The organism is Burkholderia sp. NFPP32 (assembly GCF_900119325.1).
Classification (GTDB): domain Bacteria; phylum Pseudomonadota; class Gammaproteobacteria; order Burkholderiales; family Burkholderiaceae; genus Burkholderia; species Burkholderia pyrrocinia_C.
This window is the reverse complement of sequence record NZ_FPJP01000004.1, coordinates 24,977-44,455: the sequence shown is the minus strand read 5'-3', so window position 1 is coordinate 44,455 and position 19,479 is coordinate 24,977. Positions and strand designations below refer to the sequence as shown.

Below are 19,479 nucleotides of genomic sequence, written 5' to 3'. Positions count from 1 at the left end.
GCGGAAGGGGCCCGAAAACGGCCTAATACCTGATGAATCAGGTCAATTAATCGCCGAAGAGACGGGCGGTAAAGCGGATGAAACGCAGCGGGAAAAGCGGAAAAAGCAGCAGGAAAAAGCAGACGAAAAAAAACCGCTGCCGGTCGGGCAGCGGTTTTCGATGAAGCGCTCCGAATCGCCGGATTTATGCGTATTCGGCGAGGGCGGTGCGCATCTTTTTCATTGCGCTCGCTTCGATCTGGCGGATGCGTTCCGCGGACACGCCGAACTCGGCGGCAAGATCGTGCAGCGTCGAGCCGCCCGAGCCGTCGTCGTCGACGTGCAGCCAGCGCGCCTCGATGATGCGACGGCTGCGCGCGTCGAGCGCGTCGAGCGCCTGCGCGATGCCGTCCGTCTGCAGCGTGTCGCGCTGACGCGCGGCGAGCACGGCGGTCGGCTCGTTGTGCGAGTCGGCCAGGTAGGCGATCGGCGCGTACGACTCCTCGCCGTCTTCCACCTGCCCTTCGAGCGCGATGTCGCCGCCCGACAGGCGCGTTTCCATCTCGGCCACGTCTTCGCGCTTGACGTTGAGCTCCTGCGCGAGGCCGTCGATTTCCTCGGGCGTCATCGCCTGCATGCTCTTCTTGTGGCTGCGCAGGTTGAAGAACAGCTTGCGCTGCGCCTTCGTCGTCGCGACCTTCACCATGCGCCAGTTGCGCAGGATGTACTCGTGGATCTCGGCCTTGATCCAGTGGATCGCGTACGACACGAGGCGCACGTTCTGGGCCGGATCGAAGCGCTTCACGGCCTTCATCAGGCCGATGTTGCCTTCCTGGATCAGGTCGCCGTGCGGCAGGCCGTAGCCGAGATAGTTGCGCGCGATCGACACGACGAGACGCAGGTGCGACAGCACGAGGCGGCGCGCCGAGTCGAGGTCGTTGTTTTCGCGGAATTCGGTTGCGTACTGGCGTTCCTCTTCGGCCGTCAGCAGAGGAATGCGATTGACGGCCTGGATATACGCGTCGATGTTGCCAAGCTGGCCCGGCAACATCGATTGAGCTGCGAGCGCCAGCGAGCCTGCCGATTCGGCCTTGGCCGGCGTCGGGCTCAGGGTATTCGGAAGGGTCAGGGCGTTGCTCACTAAAAACTCCTTTGGAATCAGGGACAAACCCCGGGTCTCGGATGAGATTCCGGGGCCAATCTTAGCACTCCCGCAAACCGAGTGCTAATTCCTTAGAGCGGGCGTGGGCATCTGAGTTCCCGATTTTTCTATCGAGATAGTCGAGTCGATAGTCTATTCTGCGACCAAGGCGGCGGATCGAAGTTCCGTAAACCATTGTTTCTGATAGGAATCAGTAGACGATTTCGATTTTTGTCGTTTTGGAAGGAAGCCATTTCGCTTCGTGATGCCGATCCGAAAAGTCCTTTACCATACCATTCAGTTCGCTCGGGCCAGGCCGTCGCGGCAGGCTCCATTCAACCCACAAAGTTGGAGTGTCAGATGAACAATAAGAAGAATCGCCGGCCCCGCAGCCGGCTTGCGCTGCATGCGATGCTGGCGGCGTCACTTCTGGGCGGATCGGGCGCGGCGTTCGCGGATCGATGGGGTATCCAGGCGGGCGGCGGGTTTTCGGATCGTCACGGGATCGACAAGGCCGATCTCGGCGTGGTGTGGGATCCGGGCTGGAACTGGTGGGAAATCGGCGGCTGGCACTTCGCGTTCGTGATGGAAGGCCACGTCGGCTACTGGCACACGGGCGGCAATGTCCACGGCAGCATCGGCGAATTCGGCGGGACGCCGATGTTCCGCTTCATCAAGAGTGCGGGCCAGGTGCGCCCGTTCGTCGAGGCCGGCGCCGGTATCCGCTTCCTGACTTCCCCGACGATTTCCAACAATCTTTCGCTCGCGACGTCGTTCCAGTTCGTGGATGTCGTCGGCGTCGGCGCACAGTTCGGAGAACGGCAACAGTATCAGGTCGGTTACCGTTTTCAACATGTGTCTAACGCGGGTATCAAAGAGCCGAATCCTGGTATAAATTTCCACCAGTTCTACGTGCAGTACAACTTCTGATCCGCATGCCCGCGCACGGCGTGCGCGTTGCCGAGGAGTCAGGCGATGGCGAAGGTGGTCGATGCGATCCGCGCGCTCGAGCGCGATCGGTTCCGGGCGATGGTGGACGGGGACGGCGAGGCGCTCGACGCGCTGCTGTCGGACAAGGTGTTCTTCGTGCACACCAACGGCAAGCGTGAAACCAAGCAGCAGTTCATCGACGCCATCGTCGCCGGCCGCCGCCGCTATCGTCAGATCGAAATCCAGTCGCAGGACGTACTGCCCGTCGGCGGCGATACCTGCGTCGTCACCGGGCGCGCTTTGATCGAGATGGAAACGAACAACGGCGGCCTGGTCTTTCCGATTGCCTATACGTCCGTCCACACCGAGGAGCAGGGCCGCTGGTGCCTGCTCGCATGGCAGGCGACGCGGTGCGCGACCGAGACATGAGCGCGCGTGGCGCTCCTTTTCATGTCCCCACCGAAGCGGCCTTATGGGCCGCTTTTTGCTGGCCCGTGCGGCGCGGATCGCGCGGCGCACGGGCGGTCACGCCCTGCTCGCTGACTGCCGAACCCTGAGCGTCAGGCCGCCGCGCGGCGATCCGTGCAATGCCATGCCGAACGGTTGATTGCGCTGACGATCGCATCGAGCGCGGCGCTTGCCGCATCGGCGTGCAGGCCGACCCCGTGCCGCAGCGGCGCATCGCCGACCCGGCAGCCGACCGATACCGCGATCCGGCCGTCCGTCGTGCGCGCATGTTCGTACGACGCGATGTCGATCGCGGCGCCGGCGGCCGCCGCGAATGCCGCGGCCAAATGTCGCACGGCGTCTTCGGGCGTCGCGTCGGCCGCTGCCGGCGCTGCCGCGATCTCGCGGTTCTGCCAGCGTGCACCGCTGCCATGCCGCGCGGCCGGGCCGTCGGTCTCGAAGAATTCGCGGGCGAACAGCGCGCAGATCGTGTTGCCCGTCACTTCCTCGCCGGACGCGTCGGCGAGCGTCTGCACCGCATGGCTGAATTCGATCTGCACGCGGCGCGTCGGTGTGAAGCCCATCCCGCGTTCGAGCAGGAACGTCGCGCCGCCCTTGCCTGACTGGCTGTTCACGCGGATTACCGCGTCGTAGCTGCGGCCGAGGTCGGCCGGGTCGATCGGCAGGTACGGCACTTCCCAGACCGCGTCGGGGCGCTGCTGCGCGAAACCCTTGCGGATCGCGTCCTGGTGCGAGCCCGAGAACGCGGTGAACACGAGGTCGCCCGCGTACGGATGGCGCGGATGCACGGGAATCTGGTTGCAGCGTTCGACGACGCGGCGCACCGCGTCGATGTCGGAGAAGTCGAGGCCCGGGTCGATGCCTTGCGTGTAGAGGTTCAGTGCGAGCGTGACGAGATCGACGTTGCCGGTGCGCTCGCCGTTGCCGAACAGGCAGCCCTCGATGCGGTCGGCGCCCGCGAGCAGCGCGAGTTCGGCCGCCGCGACCGCGGTGCCGCGATCGTTGTGCGGATGCACGGACAGCACGATGCTGTCGCGATACGCGAGGTTGCGGTCCATCCATTCGATCTGGTCGGCGAACACGTTCGGGCTCGCGGCCTCGACGGTGGCCGGCAGGTTGACGATCATCTTGTGGTCGCGGGTCGGCCGCCAGGTTTGCGCGACCGCGTCGCAGATTTCGCGCGCGAACGTCAGCTCGGTCATGCTGAAGGTTTCCGGCGAGTACTGGAAGGTCCAGTGCGTGTCGGGGCGCGCGGCGGCGTGTTCCTTGATGATGCGCGTGCCGTCGACCGCGAGCGCCTTCACGTCGTTCTTCGACATCCCGAACACGATGCGGCGGAACGACGGGCAGACCGCGTTGTACAGGTGCACGATCGCGCGCGGCACGCCTTCGAGCGCGTCGAACGTGCGGGCGATCAGGTCTTCGCGCGACTGCACGAGCACCTCGATCGTCACGTCGTCGGGAATCCGCTGGTCGTCGATCAGCTTGCGGACGAAATCGAAGTCGGTTTGCGATGCCGACGGAAAACCGACTTCGATCTCCTTGAAACCGATCGCGACCAGCATCTCGAAGAACTCGAGCTTCTGCTCGATGCTCATCGGCTCGATCAGCGACTGGTTGCCGTCGCGCAGGTCGGTGCTCATCCAGACGGGCGCGCGCTCGATGGTGCGGGTCGGCCAGCGGCGGCCATTGATGCGGACGGGCTCGAACGGACGGTACTTGTCTTGCGGATTGCGCTTCATCTTCTGGACCTCGGGTCTCAAGTCGCGAGCGAAGACGGGCGGCAGGGGCGACGGTTGGCGCTGCCCCGCACCGCGGCGCGCGATCGCGCTGCGGTTGCGGATGATCTTCGCGAATCGACCGACGGATAGACGGACGAATGCTGACGACTTCGGGTTGTAAAAACTGCGAGAGGGGTACGGCGAGGAACTGCAGGGAGGGACCGTGCGGACAGCACACGGCGCTACGACAGCCTTAGGCTAGTCGTAGCGATAGCGGCCGCGCTAGGCGGCCGGAGGTAATTCGGAGGGTGTTCGGAAAGGAACGCATGACGGCAACTCTATGCCAGGATGCGCTCGCGTGTCAAATGGTCGGGGGCGCGGGGCGGGTCGTTGCCGCGCCGTCAGCGCGCGATGCGGGCGATCTGCACGATCGTCGCGACTTGCCGCGCGACCGTGTCGGGCACCGGCACCTCGCCGCGCAACACGGCGTCCGTCCACGCGGCCGTCGTCGCCGCATCGCGCGATTCGGGCAGCGCGACGGGCGGCGTATCGGTCGACGAACGTTCGGCCTCGATCAGCGTGTCGCATACGCCGTCATGCAGCCAGTCGACTTGCACCTGGCGCCGCGTATCGGCGACGGCCTCGCCCTCGGTGCCGCGCGCGAGCAGCGCGCCGCCGAGCGCGGCGTCCGGATGGTCGCGGAACAATTGCGCGAGGCTGTCGCGGTACGGCGGATGCGTGTAGTTGACGAGCCGCAGGCCGGCCGGCGCGAACGGCTGCAGGATCTTCACGAGCGTATGCGTCGAGTTGCGCACGCCGAGCACGCTGCGCATCGACAGCAGGTGCGCGATGCGCGGCGCCAGCGCTTCGATCGGCGCGAACGCGACGCGGCGCTCGGCGAGCATGTCCTCGATCGCATCGTGCGACGTCGACGGCGCGAGCGACAGCGCCGAGAAAATCTCCGCGCTCGTCACGCGGCCCGGGTCGCGCTCGACGCCGTGCACGAGCACCGGCACGCCTTCGCGCGCGAGCAGCAGCGCGAGCAGCGGCACGAGGTTCGGCTGCTTGCGCGCGCCGTTGTAGCTCGGGATCGACACGGGGCGGAACGCGGCGTCCTGCACGTGCACGGGCTCGAACGACGCCTGCGCGGCGGCGAGCATCGCGGCCAGCTCGTCGGACGTTTCGCCCTTCAGCCGATAGGCGATCAGGATCGCGCCGAGTTCGACGTCCGACACGCGTGCGTCGAGCATCGCGCGATAGAGCTCGAACGTGTCCTCGGCGGACAGTGCGCGCGCGCCGTTCGGGCCGCGGCCGATCTCCTTGATGAAGCGGGCGCAACGGAACGGAACGGCGGCGGGATCGTGGGAAGCGGTCATCGGGACGTGGGGCGGGCGGCCGGCATCGGGCCGCGCGGTGAGCGTAAGGAATGCCCCGAGTATCGCACGGGTGCGGCCGGCTCAAGCGCGGCCGCGCATCGCGTCGCGCTACACTCTGGTTACCGGCGGTGGGCGCGCCGGCTGCGCCGCGCCTGTGCCGTTGCCGGCCGAATACGACTACGAGAGACATCCCATGAAGCTCTACAGCTATTTCCGCAGTTCTGCGTCGTACCGCGTGCGGATCGCCCTGAACCTGAAGCAGCTGCCGTTCGACTATGTCCCCGTGCACATGCTGCGCAACGGTGGCGAGCAACTGAAGGACGAGTACCGTGCATTGAATCCGGATGCGGTCGTGCCGACGCTGACCGACGGCGACGCGACGCTTCAGCAGTCGCTCGCGATCATCGAATATCTCGAAGAAACCCATCCGGAGCCCGCGTTGCTGCCGAAGCAGCCGGTCGACCGCGCGTACGTGCGCGCGGTCGCGCTGCAGATCGCGTGCGAAATCCATCCGCTCAACAACCTGCGCGTGCTGAAGTACCTGAAGCACACGCTGCAGGTACCCGAAGAGGCGAAGAACGCGTGGTACCGGCACTGGATCGAGGCGGGCTTCGAAACGCTCGAGACGCGCCTCGCGAACGATCCGCGCACCGGCAAGCTGTGCTTCGGCGACACGCCGACGCTCGCCGACCTGTGCCTCGTGCCGCAGGTGTTCAACGCGAACCGCTTCTCGATCGACACGACGCGTTATCCGACGATTCAACGGATCGTCGACCATGCATCGACGCTCGACGCGTTCAAGGCCGCCGAGCCCGGCGCGCAACCCGACGCCGAATGAGCGCGGCGCCCCCCCGGGCGCGCATGAAAAAGGGCGCCCGAAGGCGCCCTGGGCGATGCGGGCCGGCGGCGTTCAGCCGAGCAGCGCGTCCGCGAATTCCACGGCGCTGAACGGCTGCAGGTCCTCGACCTTCTCGCCGACGCCGATGAAGTAGACGGGCACCGGGCGCTGCCGCGCGATCGCGGCGAGAATCCCGCCCTTCGCGGTGCCGTCGAGCTTCGTGACGATGAGTCCCGTGAGGCCGAGCGCGTCGTCGAATGCCTTCACCTGCGTGAGCGCGTTCTGGCCGGTGTTCGCGTCGATCACCAGCAGCACTTCGTGCGGCGAGCCGTCATGCGCCTTCGAGATCACGCGCTTCACCTTCTTCAACTCTTCCATCAGGTGGAGCTGCGTCGGCAGGCGGCCGGCCGTGTCGGCCATCATCACGTCGATCTTGCGTGCGCGCGCGGCGCTGACCGCGTCGAAGATCACCGCGGCCGGATCGCCGCTTTCCTGCTGCACGACCGTCACGTTGTTGCGCTCGCCCCAGACCGCCAGCTGTTCGCGCGCCGCCGCGCGGAACGTGTCGCCCGCGGCCAGCAGCACCGACTGGTCGAAGCTCTGCAGATGCTTCGCGAGCTTGCCGATGCTGGTGGTCTTGCCCGCGCCGTTCACGCCGGTGATCATCATCACGAGCGGCTGTGCGCGGCCGAGCATCAGCGATTTCTCGAGCGGCTTCAGCAGCTCGACGAGCAGGTCGTGCAGCGCACTCTTCACCTGCTGCGGGTCGGTCAGCCGGCCGGTGCGCACCTTTTCGCGCAGCGCGTCGAGCAGGTACTCGGTCGCGTCGACGCCCGCGTCGGACATCAGCAGCGCGGTTTCGAGTTCCTCGTACAGATCCTCGTCGATCTTCGTGTTGACGAATACGCCGGTGATGCTGTTGCCCGTTTTCGCGAGCCCCGTTTTCAGGCGCGCAAGCCACGATTGCTTCGCGGATGCGTCCTGCAGCGGCGGCGGGACGATTTCGACCGTCTCGACGACTTCGTCGCGGCCGTCGTTGGTCGGCGTGACCGTCATCACGACGGCCGGCGCGGCCGGTTGCACGGGCGCCTGCGGCACGTCGGCCGCGGGCGGAGCCTCGAGCGCGGGCGCCTCGGACGGCTCGTCCGTTTGCTGCGCGTCGGCCGATTGCGATTCCGCGGGATCGGGCTCCTGCGTTTTCTTGAATCGTTTGAAGAAGCTGAACATGGTCTGACGTCGGGAAGAGGGTGGGCCGCCGCCAGGAGCGGGGCGCCGGATGGGCCGTTCTGCGTTCGCGCGGGCGCGGCGCACGGCGGCCGAAACCGTGCATTTTATCAGTGCGGCGTGGCACTCGCGTCAGTGCGCGACGCCGCTGTGGTAACGTGCGCCTGTTTGGCGGTGCGCCCTGGCGCGCGCCCGGTCCCTCCGTTGCCTATATTCCGTATGTCCCGTTCCTCTCCCGGCCGCCCGGCGGCCCCTCCTGGCCGCGGCAAGCCGCACACGATCCGCATCATAGGCGGCGACTGGAAACGCACCCCGCTCGCGGTGCTCGATCTCGATGGTCTGCGGCCGACGCCCGATCGCGTACGCGAGACGCTGTTCAACTGGCTCGGCCAGGATCTCGAAGGCCGGCGCTGCCTCGACCTGTTCGCGGGCACCGGCGCGCTCGGCTTCGAGGCCGCGTCGCGCGGCGCGGCGAGCGTCGTGATGGTCGAACGCCATCCGCGCGCCGCGCAGCAACTGCGTGCGATCAAGGACAAGCTCGGCGCCCGCACGGTCGAAGTCGCCGAAGCCGATGCGCTGCGGCTCGCGGCCGGGCTCGCGCCGGGTGCGTTCGACGTCGTGTTTCTCGATCCGCCGTTCGGCGATTCCGCTGTGCTCGAGCGCGCGATCGCGCTGTCGGCGCCGCTTGTCGCGGCGGACGGCGCGCTGTACGTCGAGACGGGGGCGGAACTCGATCCGGCCGCGCACGACGCGCTCGCGGGCTGGCAGGTCGTGAAGCACGGCAAGGCCGGTGCGGTTCACTATCATTTGCTGCGGCGCGAAAATGATGAATAATGCGCGTTCGATACGAGGCGGCGCGCCGCAAAGGCGACGCATGCCCATCTCGGCAGTGGCGTGCGCATCGCACCGCTGCCATCCCGTTTGCGTGATGACAGGAGGAGCGACATGGTAGTCGCCGTGTATCCCGGTACGTTCGATCCGCTGACGCGCGGGCACGAAGACCTCGTGCGGCGCGCGTCGAGCATTTTTGATACGCTGGTGGTCGGTGTCGCCGACAGTCGCGCGAAAAAGCCGTTCTTCTCGCTCGAAGAACGTCTGACGATTGCGAACGAGGTGCTCGGCCATTATCCGAACGTGAAGGTGATGAGTTTCACCGGTCTGCTGAAGGACTTTGTCCGCACCAACAACGCGCGCGTGATCGTGCGCGGCCTGCGCGCCGTGTCCGATTTCGAATATGAGTTCCAGATGGCGGGGATGAACCGCTATCTGCTGCCCGACGTCGAGACGATGTTCATGACGCCGTCCGATCAGTACCAGTTCATCTCGGGAACGATCGTGCGCGAAATCGCACAGTTGGGCGGCGATGTCAGCAAGTTCGTGTTTCCGTCCGTCGAAAAGTGGCTGACCGAGAAAGTCGCCGCGATGGGAGGCCCTGCCGCGTGACGCGGCGCCGGCCGGTTTCGTTGCGAAGCCGGCCGCCGGCCTGAAGAAGTGAGATCAGTATGGCTTTGATGATTACCGACGAGTGCATCAATTGCGACGTGTGCGAGCCCGAGTGCCCGAACGGCGCGATTTCGATGGGCCCGGATATCTACGTGATCGACCCGAACAAGTGCACCGAGTGCGTCGGCCATTTCGACGAACCGCAGTGCCAGCAGGTGTGTCCGGTCGAATGCATTCCGCGCGATCCGCAGCATGACGAATCGCACGCGCAATTGATGGAGAAGTATCACGCGTTGATCGCCGGGAAGGGCGACGACGCGTCGTGACCCTGCGGTGACGCGCGCGCTTTGGTTTATCGGCGCACGCGTCACGCGTCCCGAGCGGCGCCGTCCGGCGCCGGTTCTTTCCTTAGGCAAGCAGCTCGCGCAGCGCCGCGACGAGCGCATCGCATTCGGCGTCGGTGCCGACGGTGATGCGCAGATGCTGGTCGATTCGCGGCAGCCGGAAGTGCCGCACGAAAATTTCCCGTTCCTTCAGCTTTGCCGCGATCGCGCCCGCATCGTGCGCGGGATGGCGCGCGAACACGAAATTCGCGGCCGACGGCACGACGTCGAAGCCGAGCGCGTCGAGCGCGTGCGTGAGCCGCGTCCGGCTGTCGATCACGCGCCGGCAGGTCGCGTCGAAATAGTCGGTGTCCTCGTACGCGGCCTGCGCGGCAACCTGCGCGAGCCGGTCGAGCGGATAGGAGTTGAAGCTGTCCTTCACGCGGTTCAGCGCGTCGATCAGTGCCGCATCGCCGAACGCGAAGCCGACGCGCATGCCCGCGAGCGAGCGCGCCTTCGACGTCGTGTGCACGACAAGCAGGTTCGGATGGCGGTCGATCAGCGTGATCGCGGACTGCGCGCCGAAATCGACATAGGCCTCGTCGATCACGACGACCGACGACCGATTCGCGGCCGCGATCCGCTCCACGTCCGCGAGCGGCAGCGCGCGCCCGGTCGGCGCATTCGGGTTCGGAAACAGCACGCCGCCGGCGTCGTCGAGATAGTCGTCGACGCGGATCGAGAAGTCGTCCGCGAGCGGCACGATCGTGGTCTGTACGCCGTACAGGCGAGCGTAGGTCGGATAGAAGCTGTACGTGATGTCGGGAAACCGCAGCGGCCGGTCGTGCTTCAGCAGCGCCTGGAACGTGTGCGCGAGCACCTCGTCGGAGCCGTTGCCGACGAACACCTGTTCGGGCTTGATGCGATGGTGGGCCGCGACCGTCTCGCGCAGCGCGCGCGCGACCGGATCCGGATAGCGGCGCAGCGTGTCGCCGGTCTCGCCGAGTTCGCGTGCGATCGCCGCGACGACGCGCGGCGACGGCGGATAGGGATTCTCGTTGGTGTTCAGCTTGACGGGGTGCGCGAGCGCGGGCTGTTCGCCCGGCACGTAAGGCACGAGTTGCTGAACGACGTCGCTCCAGTAACGGCTCACCGCTTGGCTCCTGTCGGGCAAAACGACGAGATTACCGCATGTGCGCGTCAAGGTGGGGAGGGCGGTGCCGCCCGGCGACGCCGGACAGCCCGATGCACCGGGCCGGTGCGATACGCGGTCAGGTCAGTTGCGATGCAACTGCATCGTCGCGCGGTTGAGTTCGCCCTTGACGACCATCGGCATCACGGCGAGCGCGCGTTCGATCGACGCGTCGATCACGTCCTGTTCCTCGCGGCGCGGCGGCTTCAGCACGAAGTTCGCGACGTCGGGCTTCGCGCCGGCGCGCGCGCTTTCCGGAATCAGGTCGCGCGGATGGCCGATGCCGATCCGCAGCCGCCAGTAATGCTGCGTCGACAGGTGCGCGGAGATGTCCTTGAGGCCGTTGTGGCCGCCGCTGCCGCCGCCGAGCTTCAGCTTCACGGTGCCGGGCGGCAGGTCGAGCTCGTCGTGCGCGACGAGAATCTGGTCGGGCAGGATCTTGAAGAATTGTGCGAGCGCGACGACCGACTGGCCGGAGCGGTTCATGTAGGTCTGCGGCTCGAGCAGGTGGACTTCCTCGCCGTGCAGGCGCGCTTTCGCGTAGAAGCCGTGGAAGCGGCGCTCGTCGCGCAGCGTCGTGCCCGCCTCGCGGGCGAGCTGGTCGATCAGCCAGAAGCCGGCGTTGTGGCGCGTCGCGGTGTATTCCGCCCCGGGATTGCCGAGGCCGACGATCAGTTTGATCATGACGTTTCGAAGGCGGCGGCTGCCGCCTGGGCGCAGAAAAAGAAAAACCCGCCGGGCAAGCCGCGGCGGGTTGCGTCGACCGTTTCGTGAAACGGATCGATCGGGCGCGTAGGCAGCCGCTTAGGCAGCCGGCGTTTCGCCTTCGCCTGCTGCGTCCGACACGGCACCAGCCGGGACCGTCGCCGATGCGACAACCGGGTTTTCCGCATCGATGTGCGCGACCAGCGCGACGCCCTTCGGCAGCGCGATGTCCTTCGCGTGCAGCGACTGACCGGCTTCGATCTTCGACAGGTCGACTTCGAGGAACTCCGGCAGGGCAGCCGGCAGGCACTCGATTTCGATTTCCGTCGCGACGTGCGAAACGACCGCGCTCGACAGCTTCACGGCCGGGCTGACTTCGGCGTTCAGGAAGTGCAGCGGCACCTTCGTGTGCAGCTTCTTCTTCGCGTCAACGCGCTGGAAGTCCACGTGCAGCACCAGTTGCTTGAACGGGTGGTATTGCACGTCGCGCAGCAGAACCTGCTGCGACTGGCCGGCCACTTCGAGGTCGAGGATCGACGAGTGGAAGGCTTCCTTCTTCAGGGCGTGCCACAGGGCGTTGTGATCGAGTTCGATCTTTTGCGGGGCTGCTTCGCCACCGTAAACGATACCCGTGGTCTTACCGGCGTTGCGCAGGCGGCGGCTCGCACCCGTACCTTGCTGTTGGCGCTCGAAAGCGACGACTTTCATGTGATTCTCCAATGGCTGCCCGCGACCAGGCAGTAAAACGGGGCCGTCAAACGGCGGCCCCCGATGAAACGGCGGGGTTTCGTCTATCCCGTCCGATTGTGCAAAAAGCGAAGCGTTGCCGCTTCGCTTTCTGCGCATGCTTTGTTGTGTCGACTCGCGATCAGGATTCCGCGAACAGCGACATCACCGAATCGCCGCGGCGGATCCGAGAGAACGTCTCGGCCAGCAGGCTTGCGCTCGTCAGCGAACGGATCTTCGAGCACGCCAGCGATTCGGCCGACAGCGGGATCGTATCGGTGACGACCAGCTCGTCGAGTGCCGATGCTGCGATGCGGTCGGCGGCGCCGCCCGACAGCACGGGGTGCGTCGCGTACGCGAACACCTGCTTCGCACCGCGATCCTTCAGTACTTGCGCGGCCTTGCAGAGCGTGCCGGCCGTATCGACCATGTCGTCCATGATCACGCAGGTGCGGCCTTCGACTTCACCGATGATGTTCATCACTTCGGCGACGTTCGCCTTCGGACGACGCTTGTCGATGATCGCGAGATCGCAGTTGAGCTGCTTCGCGAGTGCCCGGGCACGCACCACGCCGCCGACGTCCGGCGACACGACGAGCAGATCCGAGTAGTTCTGCTTGCGCAGGTCGCCCAGCAGGATCGGCGTTGCGTAGATGTTGTCGACCGGGATGTCGAAGAAGCCCTGAATCTGGTCGGCGTGCAGATCCATCGTGATGATCCGCTCGACGCCGGCGATTTCCAGCATGTTCGCGACGACCTTCGCCGAGATCGCGACGCGCGCCGAACGCGGGCGGCGATCCTGACGGGCGTAGCCGAAGTAGGGGATGGCTGCGGTGATCCGGCCGGCCGATGCGCGCTTGAGCGCGTCGACCATGATCATCAGTTCCATCAGGTTGTCGTTCGCCGGCGCGCACGTGGATTGCAGGACGAAGACGTCCTTGCCACGCACGTTTTCCTGGATCTCGACCTGGATCTCGCCGTCGGAGAAACGGCTGACCATTGCTTTGCCGAGGGGAATTCCAAGAATGTTGACGACTTCCTGGGCGAGCGCGGGATTCGCGTTGCCAGTAAAAACCATCAGGCCGTCATGGCTGCTCATCGTGCACCTGCTTCAGGCTTAGGCGGGAAATGCGGGAAAATTTTTGGCAGGGGAGGAAGGACTCGAACCCTCGCATGCCGGAATCAAAATCCGGTGCCTTGACCAACTTGGCGACTCCCCTACACTTAACTGATAACTTCACCGGACTCGTGTAGGCCATCCGGCAAAGTAAAACTTCATGACGCGAAAGCGAAGAGCGGATGCTCGTTCAGGCTCTCGGCAACTGCGCCGTTCCAACTGGCGGGCAGCTTGGCTTTCGCCGCTTCTGCCTCGTGTTTGCTGCGAAACGCTGCAAACACGCTTGCTCCGGAGCCGGTCATCCTCGCGGGGGTCACATCATACAACCATTTGACCACCTGCGCAACTTCCGCGTACTTACTTGTCACAACTTGCTGCATATCGTTCCGGCCGAAGCTGTCTGGCCATCCCGCATCGCTGTTTTGCTGTGCAAGAAAGTCAGCAATTGTGACGGGCTTCGAATCTCTTGTCAACAACTCATCTGAAAATATTTCAGCGGTCGGGACATGAACGCGTGGCGTCACAACCAAGAACCAGCGAGTCGGCAATTCTACCTCAGCTAATTCTTCTCCGATACCCTCTGCGAACGCATTTTTTCCAAAAATAAAAAACGGGACGTCTGCGCCGAGTTTCACCGCGAGCGACTGAAGCTCCGTGCGCGGCAGGTCGAGTTGCCACAGGCGGTTCAGCGCGAGCAGCGTCGTCGCCGCGTCGGAGCTGCCGCCGCCGAGGCCGGCACCCATCGGCAGGCACTTGTCGATCTCGATGTCGACGCCTGACGCGGTGCCGGTGTGCGCCTTCAGCAGGTTGGCTGCGCGCACGACGAGATCGCTTTCCTCGGGCACGCCGGGCACGTCGGTGACACGCGCGACGCGGCCGTCGTCGCGCAGCGTGAAGTGCAGCGTGTCGCCCCAGTTCAGCAGCTGGAACACGCTCTGCAGATCGTGATAGCCGTTCGGGCGGCGGCCGGTGATGTGTAGGAACAGGTTGAGTTTCGCGGGCGCAAGGCAGTTGCGCAGCGAGCGGGTCGAATCGGTCATGCGTTTGTTGGGCTAGGCGCGCGTACTCACTGATCGAGCACGAGCTTGATGTCGAGCGGCGGCGTCGCGCGCACGAGGTTGACGCGTTTGACGCCCGTGGCCGGGGCGTCCGCGTAGGCAAGGTAGTCGATCGTCCAGCCGTCCTGGCGGATCTGCTTGACGTGCGAGTCGTCGGCCGGATCGCGTACCGTCTCCGCCGGCGTCGCGGGCGCGGGCGTCGGCAGCAGCCAGTAGCGCAGGCCCGCGAGCGGCAGGGCGAAGCCGAGCGTTCGCTGCATCAGGTCGCCGACGTCTGCCGCATATTGCGTCGGACGGTTCGGCAGCTCGAGCGACGCCGCCTGCGGCGTCGATTTCACGACCGCGAGCGTCTGGCCGAGCGGGCTGCGCAGCTCGAGCGACACGTCGTTGCCGTGCTCCTGCCAGTCGAAGTTGCCGTACACGTTCTGCTGCTTGCCGAGACGGTCGTCGTACTGCACGGCGAAGCGGCCATGGTAAGCGTGCGTCGCGGCGGTCTGCAGCGCCGCGCCCGTCGGCGCGCTTGCCGACGGCGGCGTGCTCGCGCAGCCGGCGAGCGCGAGCGCCGCGCCGGCTGCGGCCAGCGTGCGCTGCGCGCGGGAGAACAGGGAAAGCATCGGGAACATCTGCATCAGAGGCCGTTGATCTGCAGACGCTTCAGCGTCTGCACGAGCGTTTCGTTGTCGGGCTCGAGCTTCTGCGCGGCACGCCACGCGGAACGCGCGTCGTCCTGCGCGCCGCTCTTCCACAGCACTTCGCCGAGGTGCGCGCCGATTTCGGCGTTCGGCTGCAGTTCGTACGCATGCCGCAGGACCTTCGTAGCGCCGGCCGTGTCGCCCATCCGGTACTTCACCCAGCCGAGGCTATCCATGATGTAGGCATCGTTCGGCGCGAGCGTCATCGCCTTGTCGATCAGCTTGCTGGCTTCGGGCAGGCGCTGGTTGCGGTCGGCAAGCGAATAGCCGAGCGCGTTGTACGCCTGCGGGTTGTCGGGCTGCGTGCGGATCAGCTCGCGCAGCTGCTTTTCCATCGTCGTGTAGTGGCCGGTTTTTTCGGCCGCCATCGCGTAGTCGTAGCGCAGGTCGGGATCGTCCGGGAAGTCCTGGACCGCCTGCCCGAGCCGTGCCTCGGCTTCCGGATAGCGCTTCGCGGTGAACAGGATCGACGCGTCGGTGCGCGCGACCACGGCCGCGTCGCGCGGATCCGTGATCGGCAGGTCGTCGAGCACCTTGCGCGCCTCGTCGGTCTTGCCCTGTTTCTGCAGCAGCTGCGCGCGCGTGATCTGCGCGGGGAGATAGTGCTGGCTCGTCTGGTCGACCTTGTCGAGCCATTGCGACGCCTGCGCATCGTTGTTCTGGTCGATCGCGATCTGCGCGAGGTAGATGTAGCCCTGGCCGACGTCGAGGTTCTGCTGCTTGTCGCCGAGCTGCACGTACTGCTTCAGGTAGGCGGTCGCTTCGTCGAGTTTCTTCTGCTGAATCTTGATCAGCGCGAGCGCCATCAGCGGCGTCGGATCCTTCGAGTCGAGCTTGCGCATCGTCTCGAACTGCTTCTGCGCATCGTCGAGGCGATCGTCGGCGAGATAGAGCTGCGACAGCGCGAGCCGCGCGTCGCGCGACTTCGGATTCTGCTGAACATATTTCTCGAACGACGCGATGCCCGCCGCGCGTTCCGCCGGCCCCATCTGCGACAGCATCAGGGCCGCCGGCAGGTAGTCGGGGCGGAGCTGCAGCGCCCGCTTCAGCGATTGCGCGGCGCCGTCCTTGTCGTCGACCGCGAGCTGCTGCCGCGCGATCGCGAGCTGCGCCTCGGGCCGGTTCATGTCGTTCTTCAGCATGTCCTTCAGCACCGCGAGGCCGCCGACGCGATCGGAGCCGCGCACGAGCAGCGCCTGCAGCGCGAGGATCGCGGGCCCGCGCGTCTCGCCGGTTGCGCGGGCCAGCTCGCGCGCGAGCATCGGCTGCGCGTCGGCCGGCTTGCCGGCGAGCACCAGCAGCGCGGCGTCGACCTGCGACGCCCGGTTCGAATCCGGTGCGTACTGGAGCCACAGGTTCGCGGCGGACAGCGCGTCGGCCGGGCTCTGTGCACCGAGCGCGATCTCGGTCGCACGCTGCGCCATGCGCGGATCGCGCGTGTCGCGGGCGAGCGCGAGGTAGGTCTGGTACGCCGGCGCCGGCTGGTTGCGCTGGAGCGCGACTTCGGCGGCGAGCACCTGGTAGACGATCTGGCTCGTCAGCGCGACACCGGGGAGATTCTTCTGCTCATCCGGGATCACATGCTCGAACGCGCCCTGCGGCTCCGCGTCGTCCGATGCCGGATCCTGCGCGTGAGCCGGGAAGGCGGTGAGGGTCCAGGCGGCAAACAGCGCGGCGCCGAGTGCACGACGGACCGGGAAGGCGCGCGCGCCGCGCGCGGCGGCGGGGCGCTTCTGAAGCAGCTTCGAGGGCAGAGTCATGGAAATCCGTTCGATGTTTCAACCGATTGTAACGCGCTCGCTACAATACACGCACGATCGTGAATCCAGCCTCAGACCCGTATAACATGCCAGAGTTGCCAGAAGTCGAAGTCACGCGCCGGGGCATCGAGCCCTTTGTCGCGGGCCGCCGCGTCGAGCGTGTCGACATCCGTACCGCGATGCTGCGCTGGCCCGTGCCGGCGGGGCTCGCCGAGCAGTTGCGCGCGCGCGAGGTGCTCGCGGTCGAACGTCGCGGCAAGTACCTGCTGTTCGAGGTCGACGCGGGCTGGTTCATCGTCCATCTCGGCATGACGGGCACGCTGCGCGTGCTGCCCGCGGCCGGCGTGCCGGTCGCCGCGAAGCACGATCACATCGACTGGATCTTCGACGAATTCGTACTGCGGTTCCGCGATCCGCGCCGCTTCGGCGCCGTGCTGTGGCACCCGCGCGAAGCGGGCGACGTGCATGCGCATCCGCTTCTCGCGAGCCTCGGCGTCGAGCCGTTCTCGCCGGCGTTCACCGGCGCGCTGCTGCATGCGCGCACGCGCGGTCGCACGGTGTCGGTGAAGCAGGCGCTGCTCGCGGGCGACATGGTCGTCGGCGTCGGCAACATCTATGCGTCGGAGAGCCTGTTTCGCGCCGGCATCCGGCCGACGACGGCCGCCGGCAAGGTGTCGCTGCCGCGCTACGAGCGGCTGGCCGACGCGGTGCGCGCGACGCTCGCCGATGCGATCGAGCGCGGCGGCAGTACGCTGCGCGATTTTGTCGGCAGCAACGGCGAAAGCGGCTATTTCCAGCTCGACTGCTTCGTCTACGACCGTGCCGGCCAGCCTTGCCGCGTATGCGGCACGCCGATCCGCCAGATCGTACAGGGCCAGCGGTCGACCTATTTCTGTGCGACCTGCCAGCGTTGAAACCTTTTTCCGCGATTAGATAACTTGAAGCCGCCCCGCATCGCCCCCGCTCCGTTTCCCGTCACGCCGCTGCACCGCACGTTCGCCACGCGCCTGATCGCGTGGCAGCGCGAGCACGGCCGCCACGACCTGCCGTGGCAGAACACCCGCGATCCGTACCGAATCTGGCTGTCGGAAATCATGCTGCAACAGACCCAGGTGTCGACCGTCATCCCGTATTACGCGCGCTTTCTCGAACGCTGCCCCGACGTCGCCGCGCTCGCGGCCGCGCCGGTCGACGACGTGATGGCGCTGTGGGCGGGGCTCGGCTACTACTCGCGCGCGCGCAACCTGCACCGCTGCGCGCAGGCCGTCGTCGCCGAGCACGGCGGCGCGTTTCCGGCGACGCCCGACGCGCTGGCCGAACTGCCGGGTATCGGCCGCTCGACGGCCGCGGCGATCGCATCGTTTGCGTACGGCGCGCGCGCGACGATCCTCGACGGCAACGTGAAGCGCGTGCTCGCGCGGGTGTTCGGCGTCGAGGGCTTTCCGGGCGAGAAGCGCGTCGAGAACGACATGTGGGCGCTTGCCGAATCGCTGCTGCCCGATGCCGCGAACGCGGCGGACGTGAGCGCGTATACGCAGGGCCTGATGGATCTCGGCGCGACGCTGTGCGTGCGCGGCAAGCCCGATTGCGCGCGTTGCCCGTTCGCGGGCGACTGCGTCGCGCAATCGACGGGCCGGCAGCGCGAACTGCCGGCCGCGCGGCCGAAGAAGGCCGTGCCGACGCGCAAGACCTGGATGCTCGTGCTGCGCGACGGCGACGCCGTGCTGCTCGAGCGGCGGCCGCCGGCCGGCATCTGGGGCGGCTTGTGGAGCCTGCCGCAAGCCGACGGCGATGCGGCGCTCGCGGAACTTGCGCAGGGCTTCGGCGGCGGCGGCCCGGTGCCGCTTGCGCCGTTCACGCACACGTTCACGCATTTCCGGCTCGAGATCGAGCCGCGGCTGAGCGACATGGCGGACGGCGGCGGCCTGCCGTCGCAGGCACGGGACGCGGAGACCGCGTGGGTGCCGCTGAGCCGGCTCGATGCGTACGGCGTGCCGGCGCCCGTGCGCAAGCTGCTCGATGCACTGAGCGGGCCGCTGCTGTAACGAACAGGGAAGGGCGCGGGCCGCGCGCTCGAGAAAACGCCGGGCCGCCCCAGGTTTTCATGCTCCCTCGGGGGCTGGGCCGAAGCCACGGGTCCTGGGGACACTCACAGCCAGCCGTGCCGGTCGAGCACGTGGTGCACGGCGTCGATGCGTGCGCCGACGTCCGGAAACTCCATCAGCTTTTGCCGCGCGCGCAGGTCGAGCGGCAGCAGTTCCGAGAGGCGGTTCGACACCCAGCTGGGATCGTCGAGACGAAACGGTTCGCCGAACGGCAGCTTGCCCGGCTCGGATTTCTTCAGCGCGTCGATGATGCGCTCGAGCACCTCGGCGCACGAGCCGAACTGTGCGAGCGCCTGCTCGCCTTCGAGCGGGATGTCGTCGGGCAGCGGCTCCGCGATGCCGACCAGCAGCCCGTTGCCTTCGACGCGATACGACAGCAGTTCGAAACGCTGCGTGCCGACCGCCTGCAGATACAGCATCCCGAATTCGCCGGTATCGCACTCGGTGATGCGCGCCATGCAGCCGATGGTTTCGGGCACCGACACGGCGCCGTCCTGTGCGACTTCGGGCCCGCTCTTCAGCAGGCACACGCCGAACGGCGCGTCGTCGCGCAGGCACGCGCGGGACATGTCGAGGTAGCGTGCCTCGAACACCTTGAGCGGGAGCAGGCCTCCCGGAAACAGCACCGTGTGCAGCGGAAACAGCGGCAGGTCGATCAGGGTGGTCGATAGGGAGGACATG

Annotated in this window: 20 protein-coding genes and 1 tRNA gene; 8 read left to right on the top strand and 13 right to left on the bottom strand. The window is 66.6% G+C overall.

Features of this window, described 5'->3' with window-relative positions; translation table 11 throughout:
* Positions 1-184 precede the first annotated feature (184 nt).
* Positions 185-1,120: an RNA polymerase sigma factor RpoH gene (gene rpoH, locus BT264_RS09530; protein ID WP_072444713.1), complete on the bottom strand. Its 936-nt coding sequence runs from the start codon at positions 1,118-1,120 to the stop codon at positions 185-187.
* Between the two features lie 360 nt (positions 1,121-1,480).
* Here rpoH and BT264_RS09520 point away from each other — a divergent pair, with 360 nt between their 5' ends.
* Positions 1,481-2,050 carry an acyloxyacyl hydrolase gene (locus tag BT264_RS09520; protein ID WP_072444709.1) on the top strand — a complete coding sequence of 190 codons (570 nt, stop codon included), beginning with the start codon at positions 1,481-1,483 and terminating at the stop codon, positions 2,048-2,050.
* A gap of 45 nt (positions 2,051-2,095) precedes the next feature.
* Positions 2,096-2,479, top strand: coding sequence for a nuclear transport factor 2 family protein (locus tag BT264_RS09515; protein ID WP_072444707.1), 384 nt, complete (start codon positions 2,096-2,098; stop codon positions 2,477-2,479).
* A gap of 131 nt (positions 2,480-2,610) precedes the next feature.
* On the opposite strand, the gene leuA is transcribed toward BT264_RS09515, so the two are convergent.
* Together leuA and ybiB are read right to left on the bottom strand one after the other, a co-directional pair.
* A complete protein-coding gene (leuA, locus tag BT264_RS09510; RefSeq protein ID WP_072444705.1) occupies positions 2,611-4,260 on the bottom strand; it encodes a 2-isopropylmalate synthase in 1,650 nt (549 codons plus the stop codon).
* 380 nt (positions 4,261-4,640) lie between these two features.
* Positions 4,641-5,615: a DNA-binding protein YbiB gene (gene ybiB, locus BT264_RS09505; protein WP_072444703.1), complete on the bottom strand. Its 975-nt coding sequence runs from the start codon at positions 5,613-5,615 to the stop codon at positions 4,641-4,643.
* 193 nt (positions 5,616-5,808) lie between these two features.
* On the opposite strand from ybiB, the gene maiA reads away from it, so the two are divergent.
* Positions 5,809-6,453: a maleylacetoacetate isomerase gene (maiA, locus tag BT264_RS09500; protein ID WP_072444701.1), complete on the top strand. Its 645-nt coding sequence runs from the start codon at positions 5,809-5,811 to the stop codon at positions 6,451-6,453.
* A gap of 72 nt (positions 6,454-6,525) precedes the next feature.
* Here maiA and ftsY read toward each other — a convergent pair whose 3' ends face one another.
* On the bottom strand, positions 6,526-7,680 hold the full coding sequence (gene ftsY, locus BT264_RS09495; protein WP_072444699.1) for a signal recognition particle-docking protein FtsY: 1,155 nt from the start codon (positions 7,678-7,680) through the stop codon (positions 6,526-6,528).
* 216 nt (positions 7,681-7,896) lie between these two features.
* On the opposite strand from ftsY, the gene rsmD reads away from it, so the two are divergent.
* The 3 genes from rsmD (at position 7,897) to BT264_RS09480 (ending at position 9,446) form a co-directional block, all read left to right on the top strand.
* Positions 7,897-8,511: a 16S rRNA (guanine(966)-N(2))-methyltransferase RsmD gene (gene rsmD / locus BT264_RS09490; RefSeq protein ID WP_072444697.1), complete on the top strand. Its 615-nt coding sequence runs from the start codon at positions 7,897-7,899 to the stop codon at positions 8,509-8,511.
* 111 nt (positions 8,512-8,622) lie between these two features.
* Positions 8,623-9,120, top strand: a complete 498-nt coding sequence (gene coaD / locus BT264_RS09485) for a pantetheine-phosphate adenylyltransferase (RefSeq protein WP_031403077.1) — start codon at positions 8,623-8,625, stop codon at positions 9,118-9,120.
* A 59-nt stretch (positions 9,121-9,179) separates the two neighbouring features.
* On the top strand, positions 9,180-9,446 hold the full coding sequence (locus tag BT264_RS09480; RefSeq protein WP_034179073.1) for a YfhL family 4Fe-4S dicluster ferredoxin: 267 nt from the start codon (positions 9,180-9,182) through the stop codon (positions 9,444-9,446).
* An 82-nt stretch (positions 9,447-9,528) separates the two neighbouring features.
* Here BT264_RS09480 and hisC read toward each other — a convergent pair whose 3' ends face one another.
* From hisC to BT264_RS09440, 8 genes are all read right to left on the bottom strand, one after another.
* Entirely contained in the window at positions 9,529-10,596 is a 1,068-nt protein-coding gene (gene hisC, locus BT264_RS09475) for a histidinol-phosphate transaminase (protein ID WP_072444695.1), read from the bottom strand.
* 123 nt (positions 10,597-10,719) lie between these two features.
* Entirely contained in the window at positions 10,720-11,319 is a 600-nt protein-coding gene (gene pth, locus BT264_RS09470; RefSeq protein WP_072444693.1) for an aminoacyl-tRNA hydrolase, read from the bottom strand.
* A 120-nt stretch (positions 11,320-11,439) separates the two neighbouring features.
* Positions 11,440-12,048 (bottom strand): 50S ribosomal protein L25/general stress protein Ctc, encoded by a 609-nt coding sequence (locus BT264_RS09465; protein WP_034179070.1) that lies wholly within the window; start codon positions 12,046-12,048, stop codon positions 11,440-11,442.
* Positions 12,049-12,208: 160 nt separating this feature from the next.
* Positions 12,209-13,165, bottom strand: a complete 957-nt coding sequence (locus BT264_RS09460; protein ID WP_034179069.1) for a ribose-phosphate pyrophosphokinase — start codon at positions 13,163-13,165, stop codon at positions 12,209-12,211.
* Between the two features lie 44 nt (positions 13,166-13,209).
* Positions 13,210-13,286: transfer RNA gene (locus BT264_RS09455), tRNA-Gln, on the bottom strand.
* 55 nt (positions 13,287-13,341) lie between these two features.
* Entirely contained in the window at positions 13,342-14,223 is an 882-nt protein-coding gene (gene ispE / locus BT264_RS09450) for a 4-(cytidine 5'-diphospho)-2-C-methyl-D-erythritol kinase (RefSeq protein ID WP_034179068.1), read from the bottom strand.
* A 26-nt stretch (positions 14,224-14,249) separates the two neighbouring features.
* Positions 14,250-14,870 (bottom strand): lipoprotein insertase outer membrane protein LolB, encoded by a 621-nt coding sequence (lolB, locus tag BT264_RS09445; RefSeq protein ID WP_072444691.1) that lies wholly within the window; start codon positions 14,868-14,870, stop codon positions 14,250-14,252.
* Positions 14,870-16,693: a tetratricopeptide repeat protein gene (locus BT264_RS09440; RefSeq protein WP_072444689.1), complete on the bottom strand. Its 1,824-nt coding sequence runs from the start codon at positions 16,691-16,693 to the stop codon at positions 14,870-14,872. Before BT264_RS09440 ends, lolB begins: the two co-directional genes overlap by 1 nt.
* 86 nt (positions 16,694-16,779) lie before the next feature.
* On the opposite strand from BT264_RS09440, the gene mutM reads away from it, so the two are divergent.
* Together mutM and mutY are read left to right on the top strand one after the other, a co-directional pair.
* Positions 16,780-17,607 (top strand): bifunctional DNA-formamidopyrimidine glycosylase/DNA-(apurinic or apyrimidinic site) lyase, encoded by an 828-nt coding sequence (gene mutM / locus BT264_RS09435; RefSeq protein ID WP_072444687.1) that lies wholly within the window; start codon positions 16,780-16,782, stop codon positions 17,605-17,607.
* A 24-nt stretch (positions 17,608-17,631) separates the two neighbouring features.
* Positions 17,632-18,738 (top strand): A/G-specific adenine glycosylase, encoded by a 1,107-nt coding sequence (gene mutY / locus BT264_RS09430; RefSeq protein ID WP_072444685.1) that lies wholly within the window; start codon positions 17,632-17,634, stop codon positions 18,736-18,738.
* 104 nt (positions 18,739-18,842) lie between these two features.
* Here the strand turns inward: mutY and BT264_RS09425 are convergent, their stop codons facing one another.
* Positions 18,843-19,478 (bottom strand): LON peptidase substrate-binding domain-containing protein, encoded by a 636-nt coding sequence (locus BT264_RS09425; RefSeq protein WP_072444683.1) that lies wholly within the window; start codon positions 19,476-19,478, stop codon positions 18,843-18,845.
* Position 19,479 lies beyond the last annotated feature (1 nt).

Excerpts from the sequence above, each read along its gene's own strand:
- BT264_RS09465 (WP_034179070.1), bottom strand. The coding sequence starts at position 12,048 with ATGAAAGTCGTCGCTTTCGAGCGCCAACAGCAAGGTACGGGTGCGAGC.
- BT264_RS09425 (WP_072444683.1), bottom strand. The coding sequence starts at position 19,478 with ATGTCCTCCCTATCGACCACCCTGATCGACCTGCCGCTGTTTCCGCTG.
- rsmD (WP_072444697.1), top strand. The coding sequence starts at position 7,897 with ATGTCCCGTTCCTCTCCCGGCCGCCCGGCGGCCCCTCCTGGCCGCGGC.
- lolB (WP_072444691.1), bottom strand. The coding sequence starts at position 14,870 with ATGCAGATGTTCCCGATGCTTTCCCTGTTCTCCCGCGCGCAGCGCACG.
- ybiB (WP_072444703.1), bottom strand. The coding sequence starts at position 5,615 with ATGACCGCTTCCCACGATCCCGCCGCCGTTCCGTTCCGTTGCGCCCGC.
- ftsY (WP_072444699.1), bottom strand. The coding sequence starts at position 7,680 with ATGTTCAGCTTCTTCAAACGATTCAAGAAAACGCAGGAGCCCGATCCC.
- coaD (WP_031403077.1), top strand. The coding sequence starts at position 8,623 with ATGGTAGTCGCCGTGTATCCCGGTACGTTCGATCCGCTGACGCGCGGG.
- maiA (WP_072444701.1), top strand. The coding sequence starts at position 5,809 with ATGAAGCTCTACAGCTATTTCCGCAGTTCTGCGTCGTACCGCGTGCGG.
- mutM (WP_072444687.1), top strand. The coding sequence starts at position 16,780 with ATGCCAGAGTTGCCAGAAGTCGAAGTCACGCGCCGGGGCATCGAGCCC.
- BT264_RS09480 (WP_034179073.1), top strand. The coding sequence starts at position 9,180 with ATGGCTTTGATGATTACCGACGAGTGCATCAATTGCGACGTGTGCGAG.
- BT264_RS09460 (WP_034179069.1), bottom strand. The coding sequence starts at position 13,165 with ATGAGCAGCCATGACGGCCTGATGGTTTTTACTGGCAACGCGAATCCC.
- BT264_RS09440 (WP_072444689.1), bottom strand. The coding sequence starts at position 16,693 with ATGACTCTGCCCTCGAAGCTGCTTCAGAAGCGCCCCGCCGCCGCGCGC.
- leuA (WP_072444705.1), bottom strand. The coding sequence starts at position 4,260 with ATGAAGCGCAATCCGCAAGACAAGTACCGTCCGTTCGAGCCCGTCCGC.
- BT264_RS09520 (WP_072444709.1), top strand. The coding sequence starts at position 1,481 with ATGAACAATAAGAAGAATCGCCGGCCCCGCAGCCGGCTTGCGCTGCAT.
- pth (WP_072444693.1), bottom strand. The coding sequence starts at position 11,319 with ATGATCAAACTGATCGTCGGCCTCGGCAATCCCGGGGCGGAATACACC.
- BT264_RS09515 (WP_072444707.1), top strand. The coding sequence starts at position 2,096 with ATGGCGAAGGTGGTCGATGCGATCCGCGCGCTCGAGCGCGATCGGTTC.
- ispE (WP_034179068.1), bottom strand. The coding sequence starts at position 14,223 with ATGACCGATTCGACCCGCTCGCTGCGCAACTGCCTTGCGCCCGCGAAA.